The organism is Paenibacillus glucanolyticus (assembly GCF_037333485.1).
GTDB classification, from domain to species: domain Bacteria; phylum Bacillota; class Bacilli; order Paenibacillales; family Paenibacillaceae; genus Paenibacillus_AQ; species Paenibacillus_AQ glucanolyticus.
Genome location: NZ_CP147845.1, coordinates 2,604,040 through 2,625,096 on the forward strand (window position 1 = coordinate 2,604,040; position 21,057 = coordinate 2,625,096).

20 protein-coding genes and 1 tRNA gene are annotated in these 21,057 nt (G+C 44.3%); 19 read left to right on the forward strand and 2 right to left on the reverse strand.

The features are described 5' to 3' along the window. The first annotated feature begins 7 nt into the window (after positions 1-7). From WDY75_RS12585 to selB, 5 genes are all read left to right on the forward strand, one after another. The gene (locus tag WDY75_RS12585) at positions 8-1,090 is read left to right on the forward strand and encodes a lactonase family protein (RefSeq protein ID WP_063479979.1); all 1,083 of its coding nucleotides are present in this window, start codon (positions 8-10) and stop codon (positions 1,088-1,090) included. 116 nt (positions 1,091-1,206) lie between these two features. After that, on the forward strand, positions 1,207-1,998 hold the full coding sequence (locus WDY75_RS12590; protein WP_063479978.1) for an SDR family NAD(P)-dependent oxidoreductase: 792 nt from the start codon (positions 1,207-1,209) through the stop codon (positions 1,996-1,998). A 94-nt stretch (positions 1,999-2,092) separates the two neighbouring features. After that, positions 2,093-2,341 (forward strand): DUF1450 domain-containing protein, encoded by a 249-nt coding sequence (locus tag WDY75_RS12595; RefSeq protein ID WP_006211167.1) that lies wholly within the window; start codon positions 2,093-2,095, stop codon positions 2,339-2,341. 367 nt (positions 2,342-2,708) lie between these two features. Beyond that, positions 2,709-4,100 (forward strand): L-seryl-tRNA(Sec) selenium transferase, encoded by a 1,392-nt coding sequence (gene selA, locus WDY75_RS12600; protein ID WP_063479977.1) that lies wholly within the window; start codon positions 2,709-2,711, stop codon positions 4,098-4,100. Positions 4,101-4,129: 29 nt separating this feature from the next. Then, positions 4,130-6,016 carry a selenocysteine-specific translation elongation factor gene (gene selB / locus WDY75_RS12605; RefSeq protein WP_063479976.1) on the forward strand — a complete coding sequence of 629 codons (1,887 nt, stop codon included), beginning with the start codon at positions 4,130-4,132 and terminating at the stop codon, positions 6,014-6,016. A gap of 9 nt (positions 6,017-6,025) precedes the next feature. Here selB and WDY75_RS12610 read toward each other — a convergent pair. Then, positions 6,026-6,121: transfer RNA gene (locus tag WDY75_RS12610), tRNA-Sec, on the reverse strand. Between the two features lie 312 nt (positions 6,122-6,433). Between WDY75_RS12610 and tatC the strand changes: the two genes are divergently transcribed. From tatC to WDY75_RS12635, 5 genes are all read left to right on the forward strand, one after another. Then, the gene (gene tatC / locus WDY75_RS12615; protein WP_036642228.1) at positions 6,434-7,201 is read left to right on the forward strand and encodes a twin-arginine translocase subunit TatC; all 768 of its coding nucleotides are present in this window, start codon (positions 6,434-6,436) and stop codon (positions 7,199-7,201) included. A 13-nt stretch (positions 7,202-7,214) separates the two neighbouring features. Continuing rightward, positions 7,215-7,373: a twin-arginine translocase TatA/TatE family subunit gene (locus tag WDY75_RS12620; protein ID WP_006211164.1), complete on the forward strand. Its 159-nt coding sequence runs from the start codon at positions 7,215-7,217 to the stop codon at positions 7,371-7,373. 20 nt (positions 7,374-7,393) lie between these two features. Continuing rightward, on the forward strand, positions 7,394-7,918 hold the full coding sequence (locus WDY75_RS12625; protein ID WP_063479975.1) for a MauE/DoxX family redox-associated membrane protein: 525 nt from the start codon (positions 7,394-7,396) through the stop codon (positions 7,916-7,918). An 11-nt stretch (positions 7,919-7,929) separates the two neighbouring features. Beyond that, the gene (locus WDY75_RS12630; RefSeq protein WP_006211162.1) at positions 7,930-8,523 is read left to right on the forward strand and encodes a TlpA family protein disulfide reductase; all 594 of its coding nucleotides are present in this window, start codon (positions 7,930-7,932) and stop codon (positions 8,521-8,523) included. A gap of 526 nt (positions 8,524-9,049) precedes the next feature. Then, on the forward strand, positions 9,050-9,643 hold the full coding sequence (locus WDY75_RS12635) for a hypothetical protein (RefSeq protein WP_006211161.1): 594 nt from the start codon (positions 9,050-9,052) through the stop codon (positions 9,641-9,643). An 80-nt stretch (positions 9,644-9,723) separates the two neighbouring features. On the opposite strand, the gene WDY75_RS12640 is transcribed toward WDY75_RS12635, so the two are convergent. Next, positions 9,724-10,629 carry a rhodanese-related sulfurtransferase gene (locus WDY75_RS12640; protein ID WP_006211160.1) on the reverse strand — a complete coding sequence of 302 codons (906 nt, stop codon included), beginning with the start codon at positions 10,627-10,629 and terminating at the stop codon, positions 9,724-9,726. A gap of 203 nt (positions 10,630-10,832) precedes the next feature. Between WDY75_RS12640 and WDY75_RS12645 the strand changes: the two genes are divergently transcribed. From WDY75_RS12645 to WDY75_RS12685, 9 genes are all read left to right on the forward strand, one after another. Further along, a complete protein-coding gene (locus WDY75_RS12645) occupies positions 10,833-11,471 on the forward strand; it encodes an SGNH/GDSL hydrolase family protein (RefSeq protein WP_006211159.1) in 639 nt (212 codons plus the stop codon). Positions 11,472-11,761: 290 nt separating this feature from the next. After that, on the forward strand, positions 11,762-12,799 hold the full coding sequence (locus tag WDY75_RS12650) for an ABC transporter substrate-binding protein (protein ID WP_006211158.1): 1,038 nt from the start codon (positions 11,762-11,764) through the stop codon (positions 12,797-12,799). A gap of 58 nt (positions 12,800-12,857) precedes the next feature. After that, positions 12,858-13,778, forward strand: coding sequence for an ABC transporter permease (locus WDY75_RS12655; RefSeq protein WP_063479974.1), 921 nt, complete (start codon positions 12,858-12,860; stop codon positions 13,776-13,778). Beyond that, the gene (locus WDY75_RS12660) at positions 13,778-14,572 is read left to right on the forward strand and encodes an ABC transporter ATP-binding protein (protein ID WP_006211156.1); all 795 of its coding nucleotides are present in this window, start codon (positions 13,778-13,780) and stop codon (positions 14,570-14,572) included. Before WDY75_RS12655 ends, WDY75_RS12660 begins: the two co-directional genes overlap by 1 nt. 292 nt (positions 14,573-14,864) lie before the next feature. Continuing rightward, positions 14,865-15,548, forward strand: a complete 684-nt coding sequence (locus WDY75_RS12665; RefSeq protein ID WP_063480512.1) for a response regulator transcription factor — start codon at positions 14,865-14,867, stop codon at positions 15,546-15,548. Beyond that, positions 15,549-16,550, forward strand: a complete 1,002-nt coding sequence (locus tag WDY75_RS12670; protein ID WP_063479973.1) for a sensor histidine kinase — start codon at positions 15,549-15,551, stop codon at positions 16,548-16,550. It abuts the gene before it with no gap. Between the two features lie 106 nt (positions 16,551-16,656). Further along, positions 16,657-17,595, forward strand: coding sequence for a VanZ family protein (locus WDY75_RS12675; RefSeq protein ID WP_006211153.1), 939 nt, complete (start codon positions 16,657-16,659; stop codon positions 17,593-17,595). 24 nt (positions 17,596-17,619) lie between these two features. Beyond that, entirely contained in the window at positions 17,620-18,303 is a 684-nt protein-coding gene (locus tag WDY75_RS12680; protein ID WP_006211152.1) for an ABC transporter ATP-binding protein, read from the forward strand. Further along, entirely contained in the window at positions 18,300-20,894 is a 2,595-nt protein-coding gene (locus WDY75_RS12685) for an FtsX-like permease family protein (RefSeq protein WP_063479972.1), read from the forward strand. The genes WDY75_RS12680 and WDY75_RS12685 overlap by 4 nt, the downstream gene beginning before the upstream one ends. Positions 20,895-21,057: the final 163 nt, after the last annotated feature.

A 21,057-nucleotide genomic window follows, 5' to 3' on the forward strand; every position in this document is an offset into this window, starting at 1 on the left:
CAGTAATATGGCTAACCGATCACAGCGTACGCTGCTGTTTACAGGTGCTTATGCGGAAGAGGATCAAAGCGGTGTATGTATATATGAATTTAATGAGGACAGCGGCGAGCTGAAGCTGCTCGATGAGGTCTCCGGCATTAAGAATCCGACATTCCTCAACGTGGACGCGGATAACAGACGCTTATATGCCATTGGCGAAATGGCAGAGCAGGGAGGCAAGGCAGGCGAGGTTGTCAGTTTTGAGATTGATCCTGCTGCCGGCAAGCTGATCGAACGGAATCGCGTTCGCAGTGTCAGCAGCTCGACTTGTCATATACAGCGCGACGAATCAAGTAAGTATCTGATCGTTTCAAGTTATCATGGGGGCTTGGTAGGTCTTCTTTCTATCGATGAGGAAAGTCTAGCCGGTGAGCTGCTGGATGAGAAGAAACATTCGGATCTCGTGCCTGTGCGTGAAGCTCAGCAAGCCAGAGCGCACTCGGCATTTTACAGTCCGGATGGTAAATATGTGTTTGTGCAGGACTTGGGATTGGACAAGATTCTGTCTTATACAATTAATCCGGATACCAACGAGTTGAGCTTCCACGGTGAGACCCAGCTTGAAGAGGGGGCAGGACCCCGCCATCTGGCATTCCATCCAAGCGGAGCTTATGCTTATGTCATTAATGAACTGAATTCAAGCGTAACGGTGCTTCGTTACATCCAGGACGAAGGACGCTTGGCTGTTCTGGAGACGATATCAACATTGCCTGTGGATTTTGACGGGGAAAGCTATTGCGCTGAGATTGTTGTGTCTGAGGACGGCAAAACGGTGTATGGATCTAATCGCGGACATGACAGTATCGTTGTGTTCTCCGTACATGAAGATACCGGCTATTTAAGCCCGGTTCAATATATATCCACGGAGGGCGGCCATCCTCGCCATTTTACGCTGATGCCGGGGGGCAAGTTTATGGTGGTTGCCAACAGGGACGGGAACAATCTGGTGTTATTTAATGTAGATCCGGAAGATGGAAAGCTTGCCTTCACAGGGTATACAGTCAGTCAATCGAAGCCGGTATGCGTGAAACCAGCGGTATTCCAGCTTTAAGCTGCGGAAGAACAAGATTTGATAGTAAATTGTATGACAGCATTGGTCAGGCAAGATTCAGAGCTGGACTCCTTGGGTTATGTATAATCATGTAACTGAACAAGGAGGTTGTGGCAATGTCAACGAATCAACGTTTGGATGGCAAAGTAGCCATCGTTACCGGTGCGGGTTCCGGAATCGGCCAGGCCTCAGCCCTTCTGTTGGCGGAGCAGGGAGCTAAGCTGCTGTTGATCGATATCGATCGTGAACGCGTAGAGAAGGTGAAGAACACCATTGAACAAGGCGGCGGCGAAGCCATAACGGGCAACTGCGATATCTCCCATGCTGAATCGCTGAAGGATTGCTTCAGCGAAGCGGTTGATAAGTGGGGCAAGATCGATATCGTGTTCGCAAACGCAGGAATAAACGGAACGAAGGCCCCGATCGAAATCATGGAGCTGGACGAATGGGATGCAACCATTAACACCAATTTAAGAGGAACCTTCGCTACGGTGAAATATGCGATTCCCTACTTAAAAGAAGCGGGGGGCAGCATTATCATAACCAGCTCCATCAACGGAAATCGGGTGTTTACCGGCTTTGGTTTCTCTGCATACAGCACAACAAAGGCAGGTCAGGTTGCTTTTATGAAAATGGCGGCTCTGGAGCTTGCACGTTATAAAATCCGGGTAAACGCGATCTGTCCGGGTGCAATCGCAACCAACATTGATCAGAGCACGATTGCCAAGCCGGAGCTGGACGAAGTGACCATCCCGATTGAATATCCGGAAGGGGACCAGCCTTTGGCAGATGGTCCGGGACAACCTGCGCAAGTGGCCCAACTGGTGGCTTTTCTGGCATCCGCTGATTCCTCGCACATCACCGGCACGGAAATCTATATCGATGGTGCGGAGTCGCTCATTCATTAAATGCCGCAGTGTTCGTTCGATTTGACAAAACCGGGTCTATTCCTCATAATAAATGAACGTATTGTCAAATCGAATTGTGGTGATGAAGATGGGGATGGGAATTGTTGTTGTGGAAATATGCGACAGCAACTTGATGAGTGCTTTGGAACTTGAGCATCTTGAGGAATTGTATCCCGAAATCGCGGTCCTGCGGGCGGATTGCATGAATCTTTGCGGTCTGTGCAAGCTGCGTCCATATGCAATGGTGAATGGAAACCGTGTATTTGCGGCAACGACGGAAGAATGCGTCGAGAAGATCAAAGCTGCTATCGAGGCTGAACTGGCTGTTTTCCATGATATTTAATCGCTAGAAACAATTAAATACATGTTGATATCATCCCTTTTTGCACACAAATGTTGAAAAGTACATCTGAAACGATGACTTAACACTTGTTGGCAGAAAGGGATTTTTACATATTGCATCATAATGAAATTCGAAATAGTGTAGCAATATTCCATCTTGAAAATTATGTAGATTTTTAAGATAAGCAGTTGCTTGATATAAAAAGTATGATTATACTTTGATTCAAAAGGAATAAATTGTGAGAATAAATTTAATTATTACTATAATTTACATCAAGTAATAATTAAACCATAAGATTCCCTTCCTACAATATATACTATAAATTGATGTAATTAAGTATTCCTATACTAAAACCAAGGAGAAATATATGATCTTTCGTTCTATTCCCTCTGTTGCCAGCCAATTAAATCATCCCATTATAAAAAATATAGTAGAAAATCATGCTGTATCATCCGACTATATCACCATATTAATAAAAAAGTATCTTGAAGAAGTTAGAAGCGAAATCGTCTCTGGACAGTTGACATCCATCTCGGAGGATCAATTGCTAAACGATCTTGTAGATTTTATTCGGAAGCGTTTAAAACCCAATATGGTTCCAGTCATTAATGCCACTGGCGTTGTTTTGCATACCAATCTAGGACGTTCTGTACTTCCGAATGCGGTTAATCAGCATCTAACAAAAATAGCCGGAAGATACTCGAATTTAGAATATAATCTTGAAACAGGAAAGCGCGGATCCAGACATGATATCGTCGAACAACTTATTACGACTTTGACGGGTGCAGAGGCAGCCTTGGTTGTGAATAATAATGCATCCGCTGTATTTCTTATACTCAAGGCAATAGCTTCAGAAAAGGAGGTTATTGTATCCCGAGGTGAAATTGTTGAGATCGGAGGATCATTTCGTATTTCTGACATCATGAAGGAAAGCGGGGCTATTCTTAACGAAGTTGGTACGACTAACCGCACATATACGCATGACTATGAGCGAGCAATCAATGAGAATACGGCTATGTTACTTAAGGTCCACAAGAGCAATTTTGTAATGAACGGATATACACATTCTGTATTGACTGAAGACCTCGTCATGCTTGGACAGAAGCATCATATTCCGGTGTATGAGGATCTTGGCAGCGGTGTATTATACGATTTAAAAAAACACAAAATCGGCAACGAGCCGTTTATTAAAGAGATCGTCAACAAGAAAGTAGATTTGATCAGCTTTAGCGGCGATAAATTGTTAGGAGGACCTCAAGCCGGCATTATTATTGGTAGACGTGATTTAATCAATACCTTAAAGAAAAATCCGCTCATCAGAGCTTTGCGACCGGATAAGTTAACTCTTGCTGCTCTAGAATCCACGCTATTATTGTATCTTGATGAAAAAAAGTTGGTAGAAGAATTACCTACACTTAGAGATATCCTGCTTACGCCACAAGAAATTAAGAAAAAGGCAGAGGAGCTTTGTGACCTACTGTTAGACGACTATAAACCATATGCTAAAATCATTCCAGATTACTCTGAGATCGGTGGCGGTTCGATGCCTGATGTAAAATTGCCATCTTTTGTTGTCGCGGTTCATTCCGATCGATTCGATGTACAGTGGTTGGAAAGAGAACTACGAAAGCATGATCCTCCGATCATTGCTCGAATTCATAAGAATGCCCTTCTTCTAGATGCTAGGACGATACAGGCGGACGAAATTGTGATTGTTGCGCAAGGATTAAACGAGATCTTTGGAACCCGTATGATTTAAAACTATTGAATAGCATTGGAGATCAAACTATGTATTATACGATTGGAATCGCTGGTCATATTAACCATGGTAAGACTTCATTAACGAAGGCTTTAACGAATATTGATACCGACCGTTTGAAAGTAGAAAAGGAAAGAAACATCTCCATTGAGTTAGGTTATGCTCAATTCTCATTATATGGTATAGAAGCATCCATTATCGATGTACCGGGACATGAAAAATTCATAAAGAAAATGATTGCGGGGGTCGCAGGGATAGACCTTGTCATCCTAGTCGTTGCCGCAGATGAAGGGGTAATGCCCCAGACGAGAGAGCATATTGAAATTCTAACGCTGTTAGGGATCGTGAATGGTCTTATTGTTGTCACGAAAATTGATAGGGTAGAACCTGAATTTCTGAATATGGTTGTAGAAGATATAAATAAGGTCGTAAAAGGCTCCATTTTTGAAGAAGTTGAAACGTTGTTTGTGGATAATATAAGAAAAACAGGGATTGATGAACTTAAGCTATCGCTACATGAGAAGTTGATAGAAATCCCGCAACGAATTTCTAATGGAGCTTTAAGATTACCGATTGACCAGGTGTTTACCATTCACGGTCATGGAGTCGTTGTAAGAGGGACGATATACGAAGGGGTTGTTAATAAAGGGGATACGTTAATCGTATTGCCACAACAATGCTCAGTAAAGGCAAAGGAAGTTCAAATACATAACTGTTCTAAAGATAAAGCTTCGGCAGGTCAGCGAGTAGCCATCAATATTGGTGGTGCACTTAAACAAAGCAAAATAAAGAGGGGCGATGTTATCGTAACATCAACCAATTTCACACTAAGTACGATGGTGGATGTGTCACTTAACTCAGTAAATCACCTTCAATATCCTGTAAAACAACGTACCCCCATCCATTTTTATTGTGGAACAACCGAATCCTCGGGATACATTGTATTCTTCGATCGTAATGAATTACGCGAAGGCTCTGAAGTTTTGTGTCAAATTCGATTAACGAATCCGATTGTCGTTAAACGCGGCGATCGTTTTATTATAAGACGCCCTTCACCTTCAGAAACCATCGGTGGTGGATGGGTTATTGGTACGGCCGGTGAAAAATATCGATTTGGTGAAGAAACGATTCAGAGGTTATTGCAACAAAGAGAAGCAAGTTCGGAAGAAAGAGTATTAGATGTATTATCAACAAAAAAATGTTTGGATAAAAATGAAATAAGTAAATCGTTGTCAATTAGCTCTGATCAGATCAACGAGATATTAAATGGGATGATAGACAGCGATCAAATTGTTGAAATCGAGCCTGGTTTTTTCACTTCTAAGGAAGTTTATAATGATGCAGGATCCCAGGTAAAGTTTGAAGTGCACAAATACCATGAATTAAATCCTTTCCGAATCGGGATAAGCAAAGCAGAGTGCATTCAAATTTTGGAAAGAAATTTTCCTAAAAAACTAATTGAGGCGGTTATAAACAAGGAAATAGAAAAGAGAACCATTGCAAGGGAGCAGCACATCATTTATTTGACAGATTTTGAGCCTCATATCCCGAAAGAACTTGTGTCGAAATTTGACAGAGTTTTAGACAATTTAAAGCATGATCGGATGGAGGTGAAGGAATGGGGGGAATACTGCAGAAGTGAAAATGTCCATAGTCGATTTGAACATGAATCATATCATTTCATGATTACGAAAAAACTGGGTTATCCAATAGGCGATAAACAACTTATTCATTATGAAACTTTTGATGATCAATTTAAATTACTATATCACGCAACAAAAAAACAGCCATTTTCTCTGCAAGATGCAAGGGAAATCTTAAGTATACCAAGAAAAAATCTAGTTAAGTTTCTCGAACTTCTGGACCTCTTACAATTTACCAAAAGAGTAAAAGAGATCCGAAAATGGACATTGTGAATGAGTTAATGGCGAGACTGTGTGGGAATCGAACCCACCGGAGATCCAATAATCTCCCAAAAGGTTTTGAAGACCTAGAGGAACACCAGTAACCTAGCCAGCCTCAAATAACTAATTTTGGAATCTTATTATACAACTATATATTCACATTATCAAGCATAGTCTACCGATCAGAGTTTGTATTTCAATTTCATATTTAGGCAATCATACTTTTTGAGCTAATGGTCCTATTTGAAAGGATTATTAATATAACTATAATTGATATACCAAGTAAATATTTGGACTATATTTCTTTTATTTGGATATTTTAAAGGATATTGAAATGACATGCTGGAAGGAGGGAGACTAAGTCAAATTCCGTCGGCGTTTCGTCTTTAGCAATCCGAATACTATTACTCGTAATACTTGGGAGAGAAAATGTTAAATGAAATTGAAAAGATAAGCGCTATTGAAGAACCTCGTATTTATGATAACGATTCTAAGAAATTTATTGAACATTTTTATGAGCTTCGAAAGAGATTACTTTATTTCGTAGCTGCATTTTTAACGAGTTTAATCATTACGTATTTTACATCGCCTTATGTTGTGAATTTGTTGCAATCGTCAGCAATTTCTCACGAAATTGAACTAAATGTTTTTAAAGTCACGGAATCTGTTTCTATCTATGCTAAAACGATGCTCCTTCAAAGCGTGTGTTTATCATTTCCAATCTTAATTATGCAATTGTTTCTTTTTATTAAGCCGGCAATTAGCAAGAATATCACAAAAGGCTTTATAGTGTTCTCAATTATCGTATCTATACTCTTTTTTCTTGGAGTGCTTATTGGCTATTACTTCTTGACACCATTTTTGTTTTCATTTTTTCTGGGTGTTACCGAGGATCTGAGTATGAATACGATGTATAACTTCTCCGATTACTTTCAGTTTGTATTTATGATCTGTTTATTGACCGGATTAATACTGGAAATCCCCGCATTTATGGTTTTTTTAACTCATCTAGGAATCATATCCCCGACTACCATTAAGAAATTTCGTAAATTTTTATATCCCATCTTTTGTATAACTGCTGTTGTTTTAACTCCACCTGACTTTATTTCGGATATTACTGCCATGATTTTATTAATCTCTATTTTCGAAATTGGGCTAGCATTGTGCGCTTTTTTAGAAAATAAACGGAAGAACTGAAAGGGGAGAGGTTATGTTTAATCAAATCGGCGTCCCAGGCATTATTCTATTGTTGATTCTTGGCCTTGTCGTATTTGGGGCGAAGAATTTACCGTCAATGGGAAGATCGCTAGGCTCCGCTGTGAAAGAATTTAAAGAAGGGATTTCGAGTAAAGAACCTAAAGATCAATAAAATCGAAGGGAACTATATTTATGTTAGAGCTAGCGGGCAGCATATTAAAAGTTGTATTTTTCTTGATTTTTTTAATATCCTCGGTACCAAAGCTTGTCAACATAAAAAAATTCGTCGATGGCGTCATCGAGTATAGAGTCGTTCCAAGGAAATTATCTGTCATGTATGGTTATACCCTGCCTGTCATCGAACTGTTTGCTTCAATTTTGATTATATTTCACAGCAGTTCCTTCTACGGCTTTATGATGACTTTGTTGCTGCTGGTCAGTTTTCTTATCGCGGATATCATGGTTATCAAGTCAAAACGATCCGTTACATGCTCATGTTTCGGAAACTTCTTGGAAAGCCAAGTGGATATTTTTTCGTTGTACCGTAATGGTGCCTTAATCGTATTGAATGTTTTGGCAATAGGAGTAACATGGTCTCAACATTCTATATACTCAGCAGCATCATTGGTATTAGGTGTAGTTATAGTCTTTATCTACTTTCTTTCGCAGAAAATATGGAATGATTATAAGAAAAACATGAAGCTATTAAAAGCCTAACGGGAGGGTTTATGGACATATTATTTTATTCTAATGTGCTCTTGTGGATCGTTGTGTTATTCATGTTGTTCTCATTATTTCTTCTTTATAGACAATTTGGTTCCGTGTACTTGGGCACACGTGAGGCCATTACTCGAGACGGTGTATCGATTGGGAGCAAGCTGCCTGAATTTTCAGCAAAATCGTATTTTTCAAATGAAAGAATACCGATCGATTCATTTTTTCATAAACCGACATTGATTGCTTTTATCTCGCCTGGTTGCAAACCTTGCCAGGAATTAATTCCCGAATGGAATAAAGCTTATATGAAATATAATGAAAAAATCAACTTTGTTATTGTAGGGCTCGGGGACAAGACGTCGTTTTCCAAACTTTTAGCGGATAAATCATTGATTGGCGAACTATTATTAGATGAAGAAAGAGAGATACTAGCATCCTGCCAGGTTAGAGTTACACCGTTTGCATTTGTTATAGACGAGAATGGGACAGTCAAAGGAAAAGGATTATGCAACGGTATCGAACACATCCATGGTTTAATATCGGCACTTGAAGGTGAATCTGTGTTAGTTGAAGAAACAAATCTCCCTGAAAGGACGGTAAAATAAATGATTAAATGGCTTGAATCGGTTGATAGGTTTACTAAGGTTATGGCTGAGAACTTGGAACGAAAAGTTTCACGATCAACGTTCTTAAAAACAGTTCTTTCGACTGCTTTCCTTTCATTCGTTTCTTTCTCGGCACGTCCGGTTTTTGCGGATGGATCTTCCTCGTGGTGCCAAATTTGGGGATACGATCAATCTGCGACTTGTAATTTTCCTAACCGGAAAGCTTGTCCAGGGTGTTCAAGTTCACAATCAAGCAAATGTCCAACGGGCTATAAAGTCTCTTATGCGCATGGTTACGAATCGACAGGCTGCTGGTGCCTAGGTTATTCTTGGGGTTCCATAGCTTGTTGTGATTGTACATTAAGCGGTAACGACTCCACTCGACCATATACATCGGATTGTGGATGTGCCGTAACGATAAGATAATTAGGGGGAATTAGGCTTGGAATATGTTGAATTCATCATATTGTTATTCCTGGCTTGCACAGCAGGCGTAACTAAAGTAAGCACAAATTGAGGGCTAAATGTGACCTTCGAGGTCAGTCTTCTCGGTGAGAAGACTTTAAAAACAAGAATGAAGTGCTGGGCTAACTATTTGATGGCTTCGTCCCTTTCGGGCGCGCTATCAGGATTTTTGTATACTTTATTATTATTTGTCGTTTTCTCATGGTTGCCGTACATTCTAAAAATGATATTCATGATCGTATTAGTCGGATTATACATTCTGCATGATTTTAAAATTTTAAACTTAAAAGTCCCACAGCGGAAATGGCAAATCCCGGCATCATGGGTTAATGGACCTCCGGTTCGAAATATGTGGGTATGGGGAAGCATTCTGGGAGCGGGGATCTTTACGTATTTACCATTTATGACCTTCTATATACTGTACATCTATATTGGTCTTTTTAAAGATCCAACCGTTGGGCTGCTTTTCGGCTTTTTGTATGGTTTTTCGCGCGCAATGCCTACAATACTTTTCTCGTTGAGAAAAGAATTAGATGTGACTAAAGTTAGAAGCTTGTATAAGAATAAATCCGGGTTTTATAAATCCATAAATGGTATTGCATCCACGTTGTTCTTGATTTATTTAGTGATGGAATTGACAATGTCGCTAAAATGATAAATGTTCTAAATAAATAAGCGACCGTCCCTCGCAATTGTTAGGGACGGTCGCTTGTTATTTCTTCAGGTTACTTATAATCAGGAAGCGTTATGGCTTGCAGCCACAATCTCCTCACACTCGGTCGAGCAGCAGCTATGATGCAGCTCTTCACACTCTTCGCAGCATACATGCTGAAGATGGCAGGCATCATTATCACAGTTAATGTACCGGTCTTCAGGCTTACCGCAGTGGTGGCATTTACCGACAATAATGTCCTCGTCCGTCTGATTGATCGGCACGGAGATGCGCTCGTCAAACACGTAGCATTTTCCGTCGAACAGACGACCTTGCACTTCAGGATCTTTGCCGTAGGTGACAATCCCGCCATCGAGCTGGGCAACATCCTTGAAGCCTTCCTTAAGCATGAAGCCGGTCAGCTTCTCACAGCGAATGCCCCCGGTACAGTAAGTCAAAATCGTTTTGTCCTTGTGTTCGCTCAGATTCTCCCGAATCCAATCCGGAAACTCCCGGAAGGACTGAACCTCTGGACGAATCGCATTACGGAAATGACCGATATCATATTCATAGTCATTACGTCCATCGATCACAATGATATCATCGCGCTGCAATTGCTCGTAGAATTGCTGAGGCGATAAGCGGGCTCCGCTGATCATGTTAGGGTCGAGCTCGTCCTCCACGCGGAAGGTCACGAGCTCTTCGCGGTGACGGACGAACATTTTCTTGAAGGCATGTCCTTCGGATGGGTCGATCTTGAACACCATATCCGCAAATAACGGGTTGGCATGCATATCCTGCATATATTGTTCCGTCTGTTCAATCGTACCGGAGACTGTCCCATTGATGCCCTCGGAGGCAACAAGAATACGTCCCTTAAGCCCAAGGTCCTTGCAATACTGCAGATGTTCATCTTTGAAGACTTCAGGGTCCGGTATCTGAACAAATTTATAATAGAGAAGGATCTGATAATTCTGTTGTTCTGACATGATTTAATCACCTGTTCTTTTTATATATTCAGCCATACGTATACCTTATAGAATTGTAGTGAATTCATTTCACATAGTCAACTTAAATGTATAGAAAGTTTGCCATGAAATGTGAATTTTGGGGTTCCAAGAGCGAATGAAAGCGGTTATGATGAAGGGGTGAGCAGGAGAACACTTTCATTAAAATGGAGGCGTTAAACAGCATGGTACATATCGAGCATAATGCACTCGTATTGTTTCAAGGCGACAGTATTACCGATTGCGGTCGAAATTACGAGGAGTCGGACAGTTTGGGGCATGGATATGCACTCATGGCTGCTGCCCGGTTAGGCATGGAGTCTCCTCTGAAAAGGCTGCGTTTTCTGAATCGCGGGATTAGCGGGAACCGGGTTGTCGATCTGCGGGGCCGCTGGGAGGAAGACTGCATTGGCCTTGATCCAACATGGGTATCCATATTGGTCGGCATCAATGAAACGGGCAGGAAGTATAATCAGGGCGAAGCAACCTCCGTGGAGGCCTATTATGAAGGGTACCGGGAGCTTCTTATCCAAACCCGCGAATTAACCGGTGCGAATTTCATTCTGATGGAGCCGTTCTTGCTGCCTGTTACAGAAGCAAAGAAGGAATGGCGTGAGGATCTGGATCCCAAAATTCAAGCCGTTCGCGAATTATCACGTGAGTTTGAAACCTTATACGTTCCGCTGGATGGGATTTTTGCAGCAGCGAGTTCGAAGATGGAGATGAGTTACTGGGCACCGGATGGTGTACACCCATCGCCGGCAGGTCATGCGCTCATGGCAGAAGCTTGGTTAGCCACAATGCAGGGGCGCTCGATTCTGTAGACTCGGAGAATTTATCTTCTATATAAGAACATATCATGCTTGGCTGACATCCCCGGGGTTGTTGTTGTCCGGGGATGTTCTTTTGTGTAAAGGATCATTCTCTTGAAAATCCTGATTGACGAATACAATTGGGTACATATAAAATGTTCATAATAGACCGTTGTTCAATTGGAACGACCTATTTTTTGACTTTAATGCTTTCGTCTATGAAAGCGGGGAAGCGTTGTCGCTTTATGTAGAAAATTATGGTTTGCAAGGCAAAGTGGTTAACAAATGAGAGGGGAATCATGATGAAGAGAAAAATGTGGTTATCACTTACACTGTCCGCATTGCTGGTTACGGCTGTTGGGTGCGGGGACAAGCAGGAAGGCGGCACGACCCAAACGGGTAGCGGCGGAGATGCAGAGAAGAAAGAGTACAGCATTGCGATATCGCAGATCGTAGAGCATCCATCTCTGGATGCAACACGGGAGGGTATTCTGGCAGCACTGAAGGAAGCCGGCATCTCGGAGGATGACAAAACGCTGAAGATTGATTACAACAATGCACAAGGTGACCCGGCGAACAACCTCTCGATTGGACAGAAGCTGAAGGATACAAAATCGGATCTGGTGATCGCGATTGCAACCGATTCGGCACAGGCTGTGGCGCAGAACGTGAAGGAGAAGCCGGTCTTGTTCGCAGCTGTAACAGATCCGCTCGATGCGAAGCTGGTCAGCGATTTGAAGAAACCAGGGGGCAACATCACCGGGGCATCTGACACGAACCCGGAAGCAACCAAACAATTGATGAATTTTGTAAATACTCATTTTCCAAATGTTAAGAGGATTGGTTTGGTCTTAGATGAAGGAGAAGCAAATGCGGTTGTTATGGCAAACACGGCAGAAGAGGTACTTTCGGAGCATGGAATCGAGCTTGTGAAAGCTGCTGTTACCAATACTTCGGAAGTGAAGCAAGCAGCGGAATCGCTAGTCGGTAAAGTGGATGCCTTTTATATCACACTGGATAATACCGTGGTAAGTGGAGTCGAGACAATTATTCAGACCGCACAAAAGAATAAAATTCCGTTCTTTTCCAGTGACCGCGATACGGTGGAAAAGGGAGCTTTTGCAACGGTTGGATTCAAGTACTACGATCATGGATATCAAGTGGGCCAGATGGCCGTAGAGATCCTGAAAAACGGCAAGAATCCGGGGGACATGGAAATCACGAAGCCGGATAAACTCGATCTGATCTTGAACACGAAGGTTGCGGCTGACTATGGAATCGAAGTGACGGACGCCATGAAACAGGAAGTCAAAGACCCGGACAATAACATCATCGAGTAAGAGTAAGGCGCGGAGATAACAGCCCGCGCCTTGCTTAATCCTAAAGGAGGTCAAAGACATGCTGGATTTCGTGATGAAACTGGATGGTCCAATTGAATTGGGGCTGCTGTATGCGCTGATGGCGCTCGGCGTATATATTACGTTCCGAATTCTGGATTTTCCGGATCTGACCGTGGATGGAAGTTTTACGACAGGGGCAGCGATTGCAGCGATCCTGATTACAAACGGTGTGAATCCGTGGCTTGCAACGCTGGCTGCATTTGCCGGGGGCATGGTAGCCGGTATCTGTACGGGCTTGCTGCATACCAAGGGCAAGATTAACGGGCTGCTCTCCGGTATCATCATGATGATTGCCTTGTACTCGATCAATATGAGAATTATGGGCAAACCTAACATCTCACTAAGTCAGGAAGAAATTATCTTCGGGTCTATTGATCCGATCTATATTATGTTGGTGATTGTAATTATTGGAAAGCTGCTGCTGGATGCATTCTTCCGCACGGATCTTGGCCTTGCGCTCCGTGCGACAGGGGATAACAAGCGGATGATTCGCAGCTTTGGCGCGAATACCGATACAAGCACGATTCTGGGACTTAGCATCTCGAACGGACTGGTCGCTTTATCCGGTGCTGTGGTTGCCCAGCAGTCAAGTTTTGCGGACATCGGTTCCGGTATTGGAATGATTGTCATTGGCTTGGCGTCCGTTATCATTGGCGAGGCTGTTCTGGGTACCGGTTCGGTATTCCGGACGACGCTGGCTGTAATCTGCGGTTCGATTATTTATCGGATTGTCGTTGCCGCTGCTTATGAGATTCCATGGCTCGAAGCTTCGGATCTGAAATTAATTACCGCTGTTATCGTTATTATTGCCCTGGTGGTTCCAACCATCAACCGGGCGATGAAACAGCGTTCACAGGCACGGAGGCGTTCAATCGAACTATTGGCAGCTCAAGGGAAGAGCAAAGGAGGTGCGCTCTGATGCTGGAAATGAATCATGTCTCCAAGCTGTTTAATCCGGGCACGGTGGATGAGAAGATTGCCTTGATGGATGTCAATCTTCACTTGAAGCCGGGGGATTTCGTGACGGTTATCGGGAGTAACGGTGCAGGCAAATCCACATTGATGAATATCATCTCTGGCGTGATGAAGCCGGATGCCGGAGAAGTGCGTATTGACGGCACTTCGATCGGCCATCTGCCGGAATTCCGTCGCAGTCGCTGGATCGGCCGCGTATTTCAGGATCCGATGGCGGGCACTGCGCCGCATATGACCATTGAAGAGAATCTGGCGATGGCTCATCGCCGCGGCCAGTCCCGCGGGCTCAGCATAGGCGTTACAGCCTCCAAGCGCGCCAGCTTCCGCAAGCATTTGGAGCGGCTTGGCATTGGCCTTGAGGATCGGCTTCGGGCCAAAGTAGGGATGCTGTCCGGCGGGGAGCGCCAGGCGCTTAGCTTGCTGATGGCGACCTTCACGCAGCCGCAAATCCTGCTGCTGGATGAGCACACGGCAGCGCTTGATCCGGCCCGTGCCGAGCTGATCACCCGAATAACCGATGAAATCGTGCGGGATATGAAGCTGACCACGCTGATGGTTACGCACAATATGGAACAAGCCATTCGTCTGGGCAATCGCCTTATCATGATGGATAAGGGACGAATCATTCTGGATGTGGACGAAGAGCGCAAGAAATCCCTGACGGTGGAGCAGCTGTTAGGGGAATTTGAGCAGATTAGCGGTCACAAGCTGTCTGACGATCGTCTAGTTCTGGGATAAACATATTGTTGTGAGATGAGATACACTTCATCCAATATATTCGCTAAGCCCTTAAGACTGAGGGTTTAGCGTTTTTTTTATACTCTGATTCCTTCCTTGTCCGTCATCTCCATCGCTTTTTGCATGGATTCCTGATAACGTGTTAATGTTGGGTGAACCACAACTACAATCCAACAGAAATATCAAGTGTATGCTTTGTTGTAAAATGCCTGACGACTGCTAATCTTAATTAGCGGACGTTTGAATATAGGAGGCTTGTTGATCCATGGTCGTTCACAAAGATGATTTGCAGATGAACATTTTATTAGTCGAAGACGATAAGACGGTTGCATCGGGTCTGGAATATTCGCTGCAGCAGGATGGTTTTTCAACTGTTCTCTGCCATGATGTTGCATCAGCCCAGAGGGTGCTCGCCGAGGACATAGATCAGTTTGCGTTATGCTTGTTCGATTTACAGCTTCCGGACGGGAGCGGCTACGAATTGTGTAAGCTGGTGAAAGAGCGACGAGACATTCCGGTCATCTTCTTAACGGTGATCGACGATGAAGTCAATGTCGTGATGGGGCTCGACATGGGAGCCGACGACTACATTACCAAACCATTTCGAGTTCGTGAGCTGCTCTCCCGGATCAAGTCCGTCTTGCGGAGATACCAGAAGCCGTCCCACACCAGAGCGATCATAGACATCGATCATATCCGAATCAATACGCTGGAAGGCAAAGTACATAAAAAAGGGACCGAAATTCCACTTACCGCCTTAGAGTATCGTCTACTGCTGATCTTTGGCAACCACATTGGACAGGTTCTCACAAGGAATCAGCTTCTGGAGCAAATCTGGGACGTGGCCGGCGACTTCGTGAATGACAATACGTTAACGGTTTATATCAAAAGGCTAAGGGAAAAGCTGGAGGATGATCCAGGACATCCGACTTTGATCAAAACCGTACGCGGATTAGGCTATAAGGTCGGTGATTAGATGCTGCGTAATCGGGAAGTCCAAATGTTATTGCTCGCCATGGGCGCAATCAGCTTATCGGCGATTGTTACTGCTGCCTTTATCTCGTCTGTCACGGCGGCGTTTGTTGCCATTCTGTCCATTCTGCTTATTGGCACCAGTTTGTTATTCACGAGATGGAGATATCGCGAGCTGGCGAAGCTGTCCGCCTATTTACGGGAAATTAGCAACGGTAATGATTCCCTTGACATTCGCGATAATCAAGAAGGCGAGCTGAGCATTCTCAAGAATGATATTTACAAAGTGACCCTTATGCTCTCGGAGCACCGCTCTCTATTGCAGCGGGACAAAATCCAGTTGACGGATGCCATCTCCGATATTTCGCATCAGCTCAAAACGCCGCTTACCTCCATGACCGTGATGGCGGATTTGTTAAGCGCCCCTGACCTGCCTCCTGCCAAAAGATCAGAGTTCACCCATCATATTCGCGTCCAGCTTGAACGCATCGATTGGCTGGTTTCTTCCTTATTAAAGCTATCGAAAATGGACGCGAAGACCATCCCTTTCAAGAAAGATCCAATCCTCGTGAAAAGCCTTATTCAGAAGGCATTAGAGCCGATCATGATTCCGATGGATATCAAGGGACAGTCCGTTTCTATCGCGGGCGATGATAACGTTTCTTTTGTCGGCGATTTCAATTGGACTGCCGAAGCGGTCATCAATATTCTAAAAAACGGTGTGGAGCATACGCCTGAAGGCGGAGCGATCGCCATCACATATTCCGAAAACACGCTATTTACGGAAATTGTCATAACAGACAATGGAATAGGCATCCCGAAAGAGGATCTGCCCTACATTTTCAAGCGTTTTTACAAAGGGAAAAATGCCGGTGAGGGAAGCATTGGCATAGGACTTGCGATGGCACATAGCATCGTTGCCAGCCAGAACGGCGTGATCGATGTGATGAGCGACAGTGAGCAGGGTACGCAGTTCCGAATTAAATTTTATAAGCAAGTGGTATAGCGGGGCGGCACGCCGTAAGTGACTGAATTGTCACCTCCATCGTCACGGGAAAGTCATTTTAGACAGATAAAATGATATTCATCAGCTAAACGATGGAGGTGAAACCATGCAATTGAAGCAACACCGCAAGATGATATTGGGCCTCACGATAGGTTACACCCTGTTGATTCTTTATTTTTTGTTTTTCGCTTTCGGTCGATTAGACACGGTAGATCAGATTACGGAGCACACCTTTATGTTCTTGCCGGACAGTTTTTTTAGGCTGCCAGATATATCCGAACTTCTGCATCCTGCACTGATGGATCTTGTCGGCTTTGGGAACATCGCAGCCTTCATCCCTTTTGGCATTTTGATTCCGTTGTTATATCAGACCAGCTTTATACGATTCCTGACGGGGTTCATCCTGTCCATTCTCATCCTGGAGACCATTCAGGCACTGACGTTTCTCGGCAGCTTCGATATGAATGACGTCATACAGAACGCATCGGGCGCAGCCATCGGATTCGGGGCGTACAAACTCGGCTTTCGTACAAAAAACGACTGGAGAAATATAGCTGCTGCGGGCATTTCCAGTGTTGTCCTGCTGCTCGGGGTATGGGGAGTCTTCGGTATAGTTGACCAAGTGTTTACCAAAGAAATGGGTCCGTTTGTGGCGATAAATGAATGGAAAGACAGCACCGGAAACCCATCAAGGGGAACCCAGCGATACAGTCTCAGCATCGGCGGTCAAATTGTAGAACCCCAATATAATGTGTACAGCATCGAAGGCAAAATGAAGGAGGCGTACACGTATACGTTAGGCAACAAGGAGGAGATCTATCTCTACCTGAATTATGGAATTCCTGATCAAAAGGAATCCCATGGCAGCATCAGGGTTGCTGTCGATGGACATGAGATGCTGTCCGTATATGCAGAAGCGCAACGCCATGAGGCGAATATGTCCGAAATCCTCATTCCGCAGGCCCATGAGCTTACGATCACCCTGGAGGGCAATGCAACCCTGTGGGATGTTGGATTTAGAGAAATGGTATATTTCTGGAATTGAGTATTAAGAGCAGGAGGTATGGCAATGGAAATTTTAAGAATCGAGCAGTTGTCTAAAATATATGGCACAGGTGAATCGGCAGTGAAGGCGCTTGACGATGTTTCTTTTTCGGTGCAAAAAGGCGAATTCATTGCGATTATCGGCCCGTCCGGTTCGGGGAAATCGACACTGCTTCATATGCTGGGCGGCGTGGATCGGCCGACTGGCGGCAAAGTTTTTGTTCAGGATACGGACATGTATACCTTGAACGAAACGCAGCTGGCCATCTTCAGACGCAGGCAAATCGGCTTGATCTACCAGTTTTTCAATCTGATTCCCGTCCTGACGGTGGAGGAGAATATGACGCTGCCGCTCTTGCTGGACAAGCAAAAGGTAGATCAACAGCAGTTGGACAGCCTTGTGAATACGCTGAATTTGCAGCATCGGTTAAATCATCTGCCGAATCAGTTATCCGGCGGACAGCAGCAGCGGGTCTCGATTGGCAGAGCGCTCATCGGCAATCCTGCGATCATGCTGGCCGACGAGCCGACCGGGAATCTGGACAGCAAGAATAGCAGCGAGATCGTCGATTTATTAAAAATGTTGAATAAGACCTATCAGCAGACGCTGATCGTTATCACGCATGATGAACGAATCGCCTTGCAAGCCGACAGGATCATCTCAATTGAAGACGGGAGGATTGCCAAAGACGAGGTGATCAGGCGATGAACATTGTTCATACACTAACCATCCGGCATCTGAAGCAGAACAAGAGACGGACGCTGGTAACGATCATCGGCGTCATCATATCGGTTGCCATGGTGACCGCTGTCGCTACGCTTGTGTTTTCCTTCTCGGATGTAATGGTCAGGCACACCATTGCAGACACCGGGGAGTGGCATGTCCAATATCAAGATGTCACCAAGGAGCAGCTTGCGGCAATACAGGGCGATGACGAATCCAAATCTGTTGCGATGACAAGAGATGTTGGGTACGCCCCATTAGAAGGGGGTGAGAATCCCAATAAGCCGTATTTATTCATCAAGGAATATAATGCGCAAGGTTTTGAGCAATTTCAGATTGACCTAAGCAAGGGACGTCTCCCGCAGACGGACAAGGAAGTTGTCATATCCGAAGCTGTTGCAATGGACGGCAAAGTGAATTACGACATCGGCGATCATCTCACCCTTCGCGTCGGGGAACGATTCGAGCAAGAAGGCAATCATTGTCTGGACCAGACCGAACCGCTGCGCAGGGAAGACGGCACATTGACCGAAACGCTGGAGCATGTCAAGACAAGGGAGTATACGGTGGTAGGCATCATTAAATCTCCCGTATGGGAATCGGCTTGGGCCCCGGGGTATACAATCCTTAGTTATGTCGATGAAAATTTCATCGGGGCAGACGATCGAGTCGATGCGTTGGTGGTGTTACAGCGTGTCAACCCGTTCTTGTTCGTTCATGCGGAGGAGTTGGCTGAGAAGAACGATATCGGTAACGTCCAATATAATAACAGCTTGCTTCATTATTACGGCCTGTCCAAAAGCGAAGCCTCGTACAGCATGATGTTCTCCTTATCAGCGATCATTATGGGGGTCATTATGATCGGCTCGGTTTCGCTCATCTATAATGCTTTTGCGATATCCGTCTCGGAACGCTCCCGCCATTTAGGGATGCTTGCGAGTGTGGGGGCTACGAAGAGACAGAAGCGAAATTCAGTGCTTTTTGAAGGCATTGTCATTGGCTTGATCAGCATTCCTATTGGCATCCTATGCGGGCTTGCCGGAATTGGAATCACCTTTTGGTTCATGAATTCCATGATTCAAGGGGCATTATGGACCCAAGAAGAGTTGAGACTCATCGTCACGCCGTTATCACTCTTGATTACTTGTATGGTGTCGATGCTGACGATTTTCATTTCGACGTATGTCCCGGCGATCCGAGCATCCAAGGTATCCGCCATGGACGCGATTCGCCAAACCACCGATGTGAAACTTACGGTCAAAGCCGTGAGAACGTCGAAGTTCATTCGCAAGCTGTTCGGCATTGAAGCGGAGATCGGGCTGAAAAATTTAAAACGGAACAAACGGAGATATCATGCTATCGTATTTTCGCTTGTTATCAGCATCGTTTTGTTTCTAACGGTATCGTTTTTCACCGTCGGTATGAAACGATCCCTGGATCTGTCGCAGGAAGGCGTCGACTTTGATATTGAAGTATCGTACAGCAGCGGCAAAAGAATAGACGAACGGTTGATGCAATCGATTGTTTCCCTGGATGGTGTTACAGAGTACAATATGACTCACGAGTGGTACAAGAACGCTTGGATCGAGGAAGCGTTGATTGCCGAAGAATTGCAGGAGAAGGTTAAGAAGGATAGGGAGTTGCTTCAGAACGGGAAATATCCTTACAATATCAAGATTCATGCACTGAACGATTCCAGTCTGCAAGCCTATGCCACAGCCGTCGGCGCAGATTACACGCAGCTTACGGATCCGGATCATACCGCCGCAATTGTGATGGATACAATCCATTACCAAGACATGAATACGGGGAGATATATCCAGACGAAGGCTATGTATGCGAATATCGGTCAAAGCATCGAATTAACGAATATCAGTGAAGAAAGTGGCGGATCAACGAAGAAGATAAGCAACGTGACCGTTGCCGCATTGACGGATCAAGCTCCCATGGGGATGAACCCGGTAGGTGTTGGCGGGTTGAATATCATTGTGTCGGAACGCGTCATGGATCGACTGACAGACAACGAGGATTCAGCTAACGTTCAGACATACGTCCATCTGAGAAGCACGGAACCGATGAAAACGCAGCAGGAAATCGAAGAGATGCATGAGACCAATCTGAATATCTACAATGTGTATCAATCCAGAAGAAGCGAGGAACAACAGATACGATTGATGTCGGTCTTTTCATACGGTTTTATCGTACTCATATCGGCGATTTCCATCGCGAACATATTTAATACGATCTCAACCGGCATATCTCTTCGAAAAGTAGAGTTTGCGATGCTGAAATCCGTTGGCATGACGCCAAAAGGGTTTGCGAAAATGATGAACTACGAAAGTGTTTTTTACGGGGTCAAGTCGCTGATCTTCGGTCTTCCCATCAGTTTCGTTGTGATGTATCTGATCGATAGAGCATTTGCGAACAAATTTAGCTACGAGTTCACCTTCCCGTGGCTGAGCGTTCTGTCTGTCATGGTCGCGGTATTTGTCATTGTCGGTTCCGCCATGTTGTACTCCGGCTCGAAGGTGAAGAAGGAAAACATTATTGATGCATTAAAGCAGGAGAGTATATAATGAGGAAGCAGAAGAAGCGTATCCGAAATTTTCGGAGCGCTTTTTCTCATAGTAGAAATAAAACGGACGATATATAAAATAGATGAGAAATGTAAATATATTTGGTATTTTTAAAGTGTTTTGGTTATTTTGTGTAAAAATATGACGTAATTAAGTATTGACC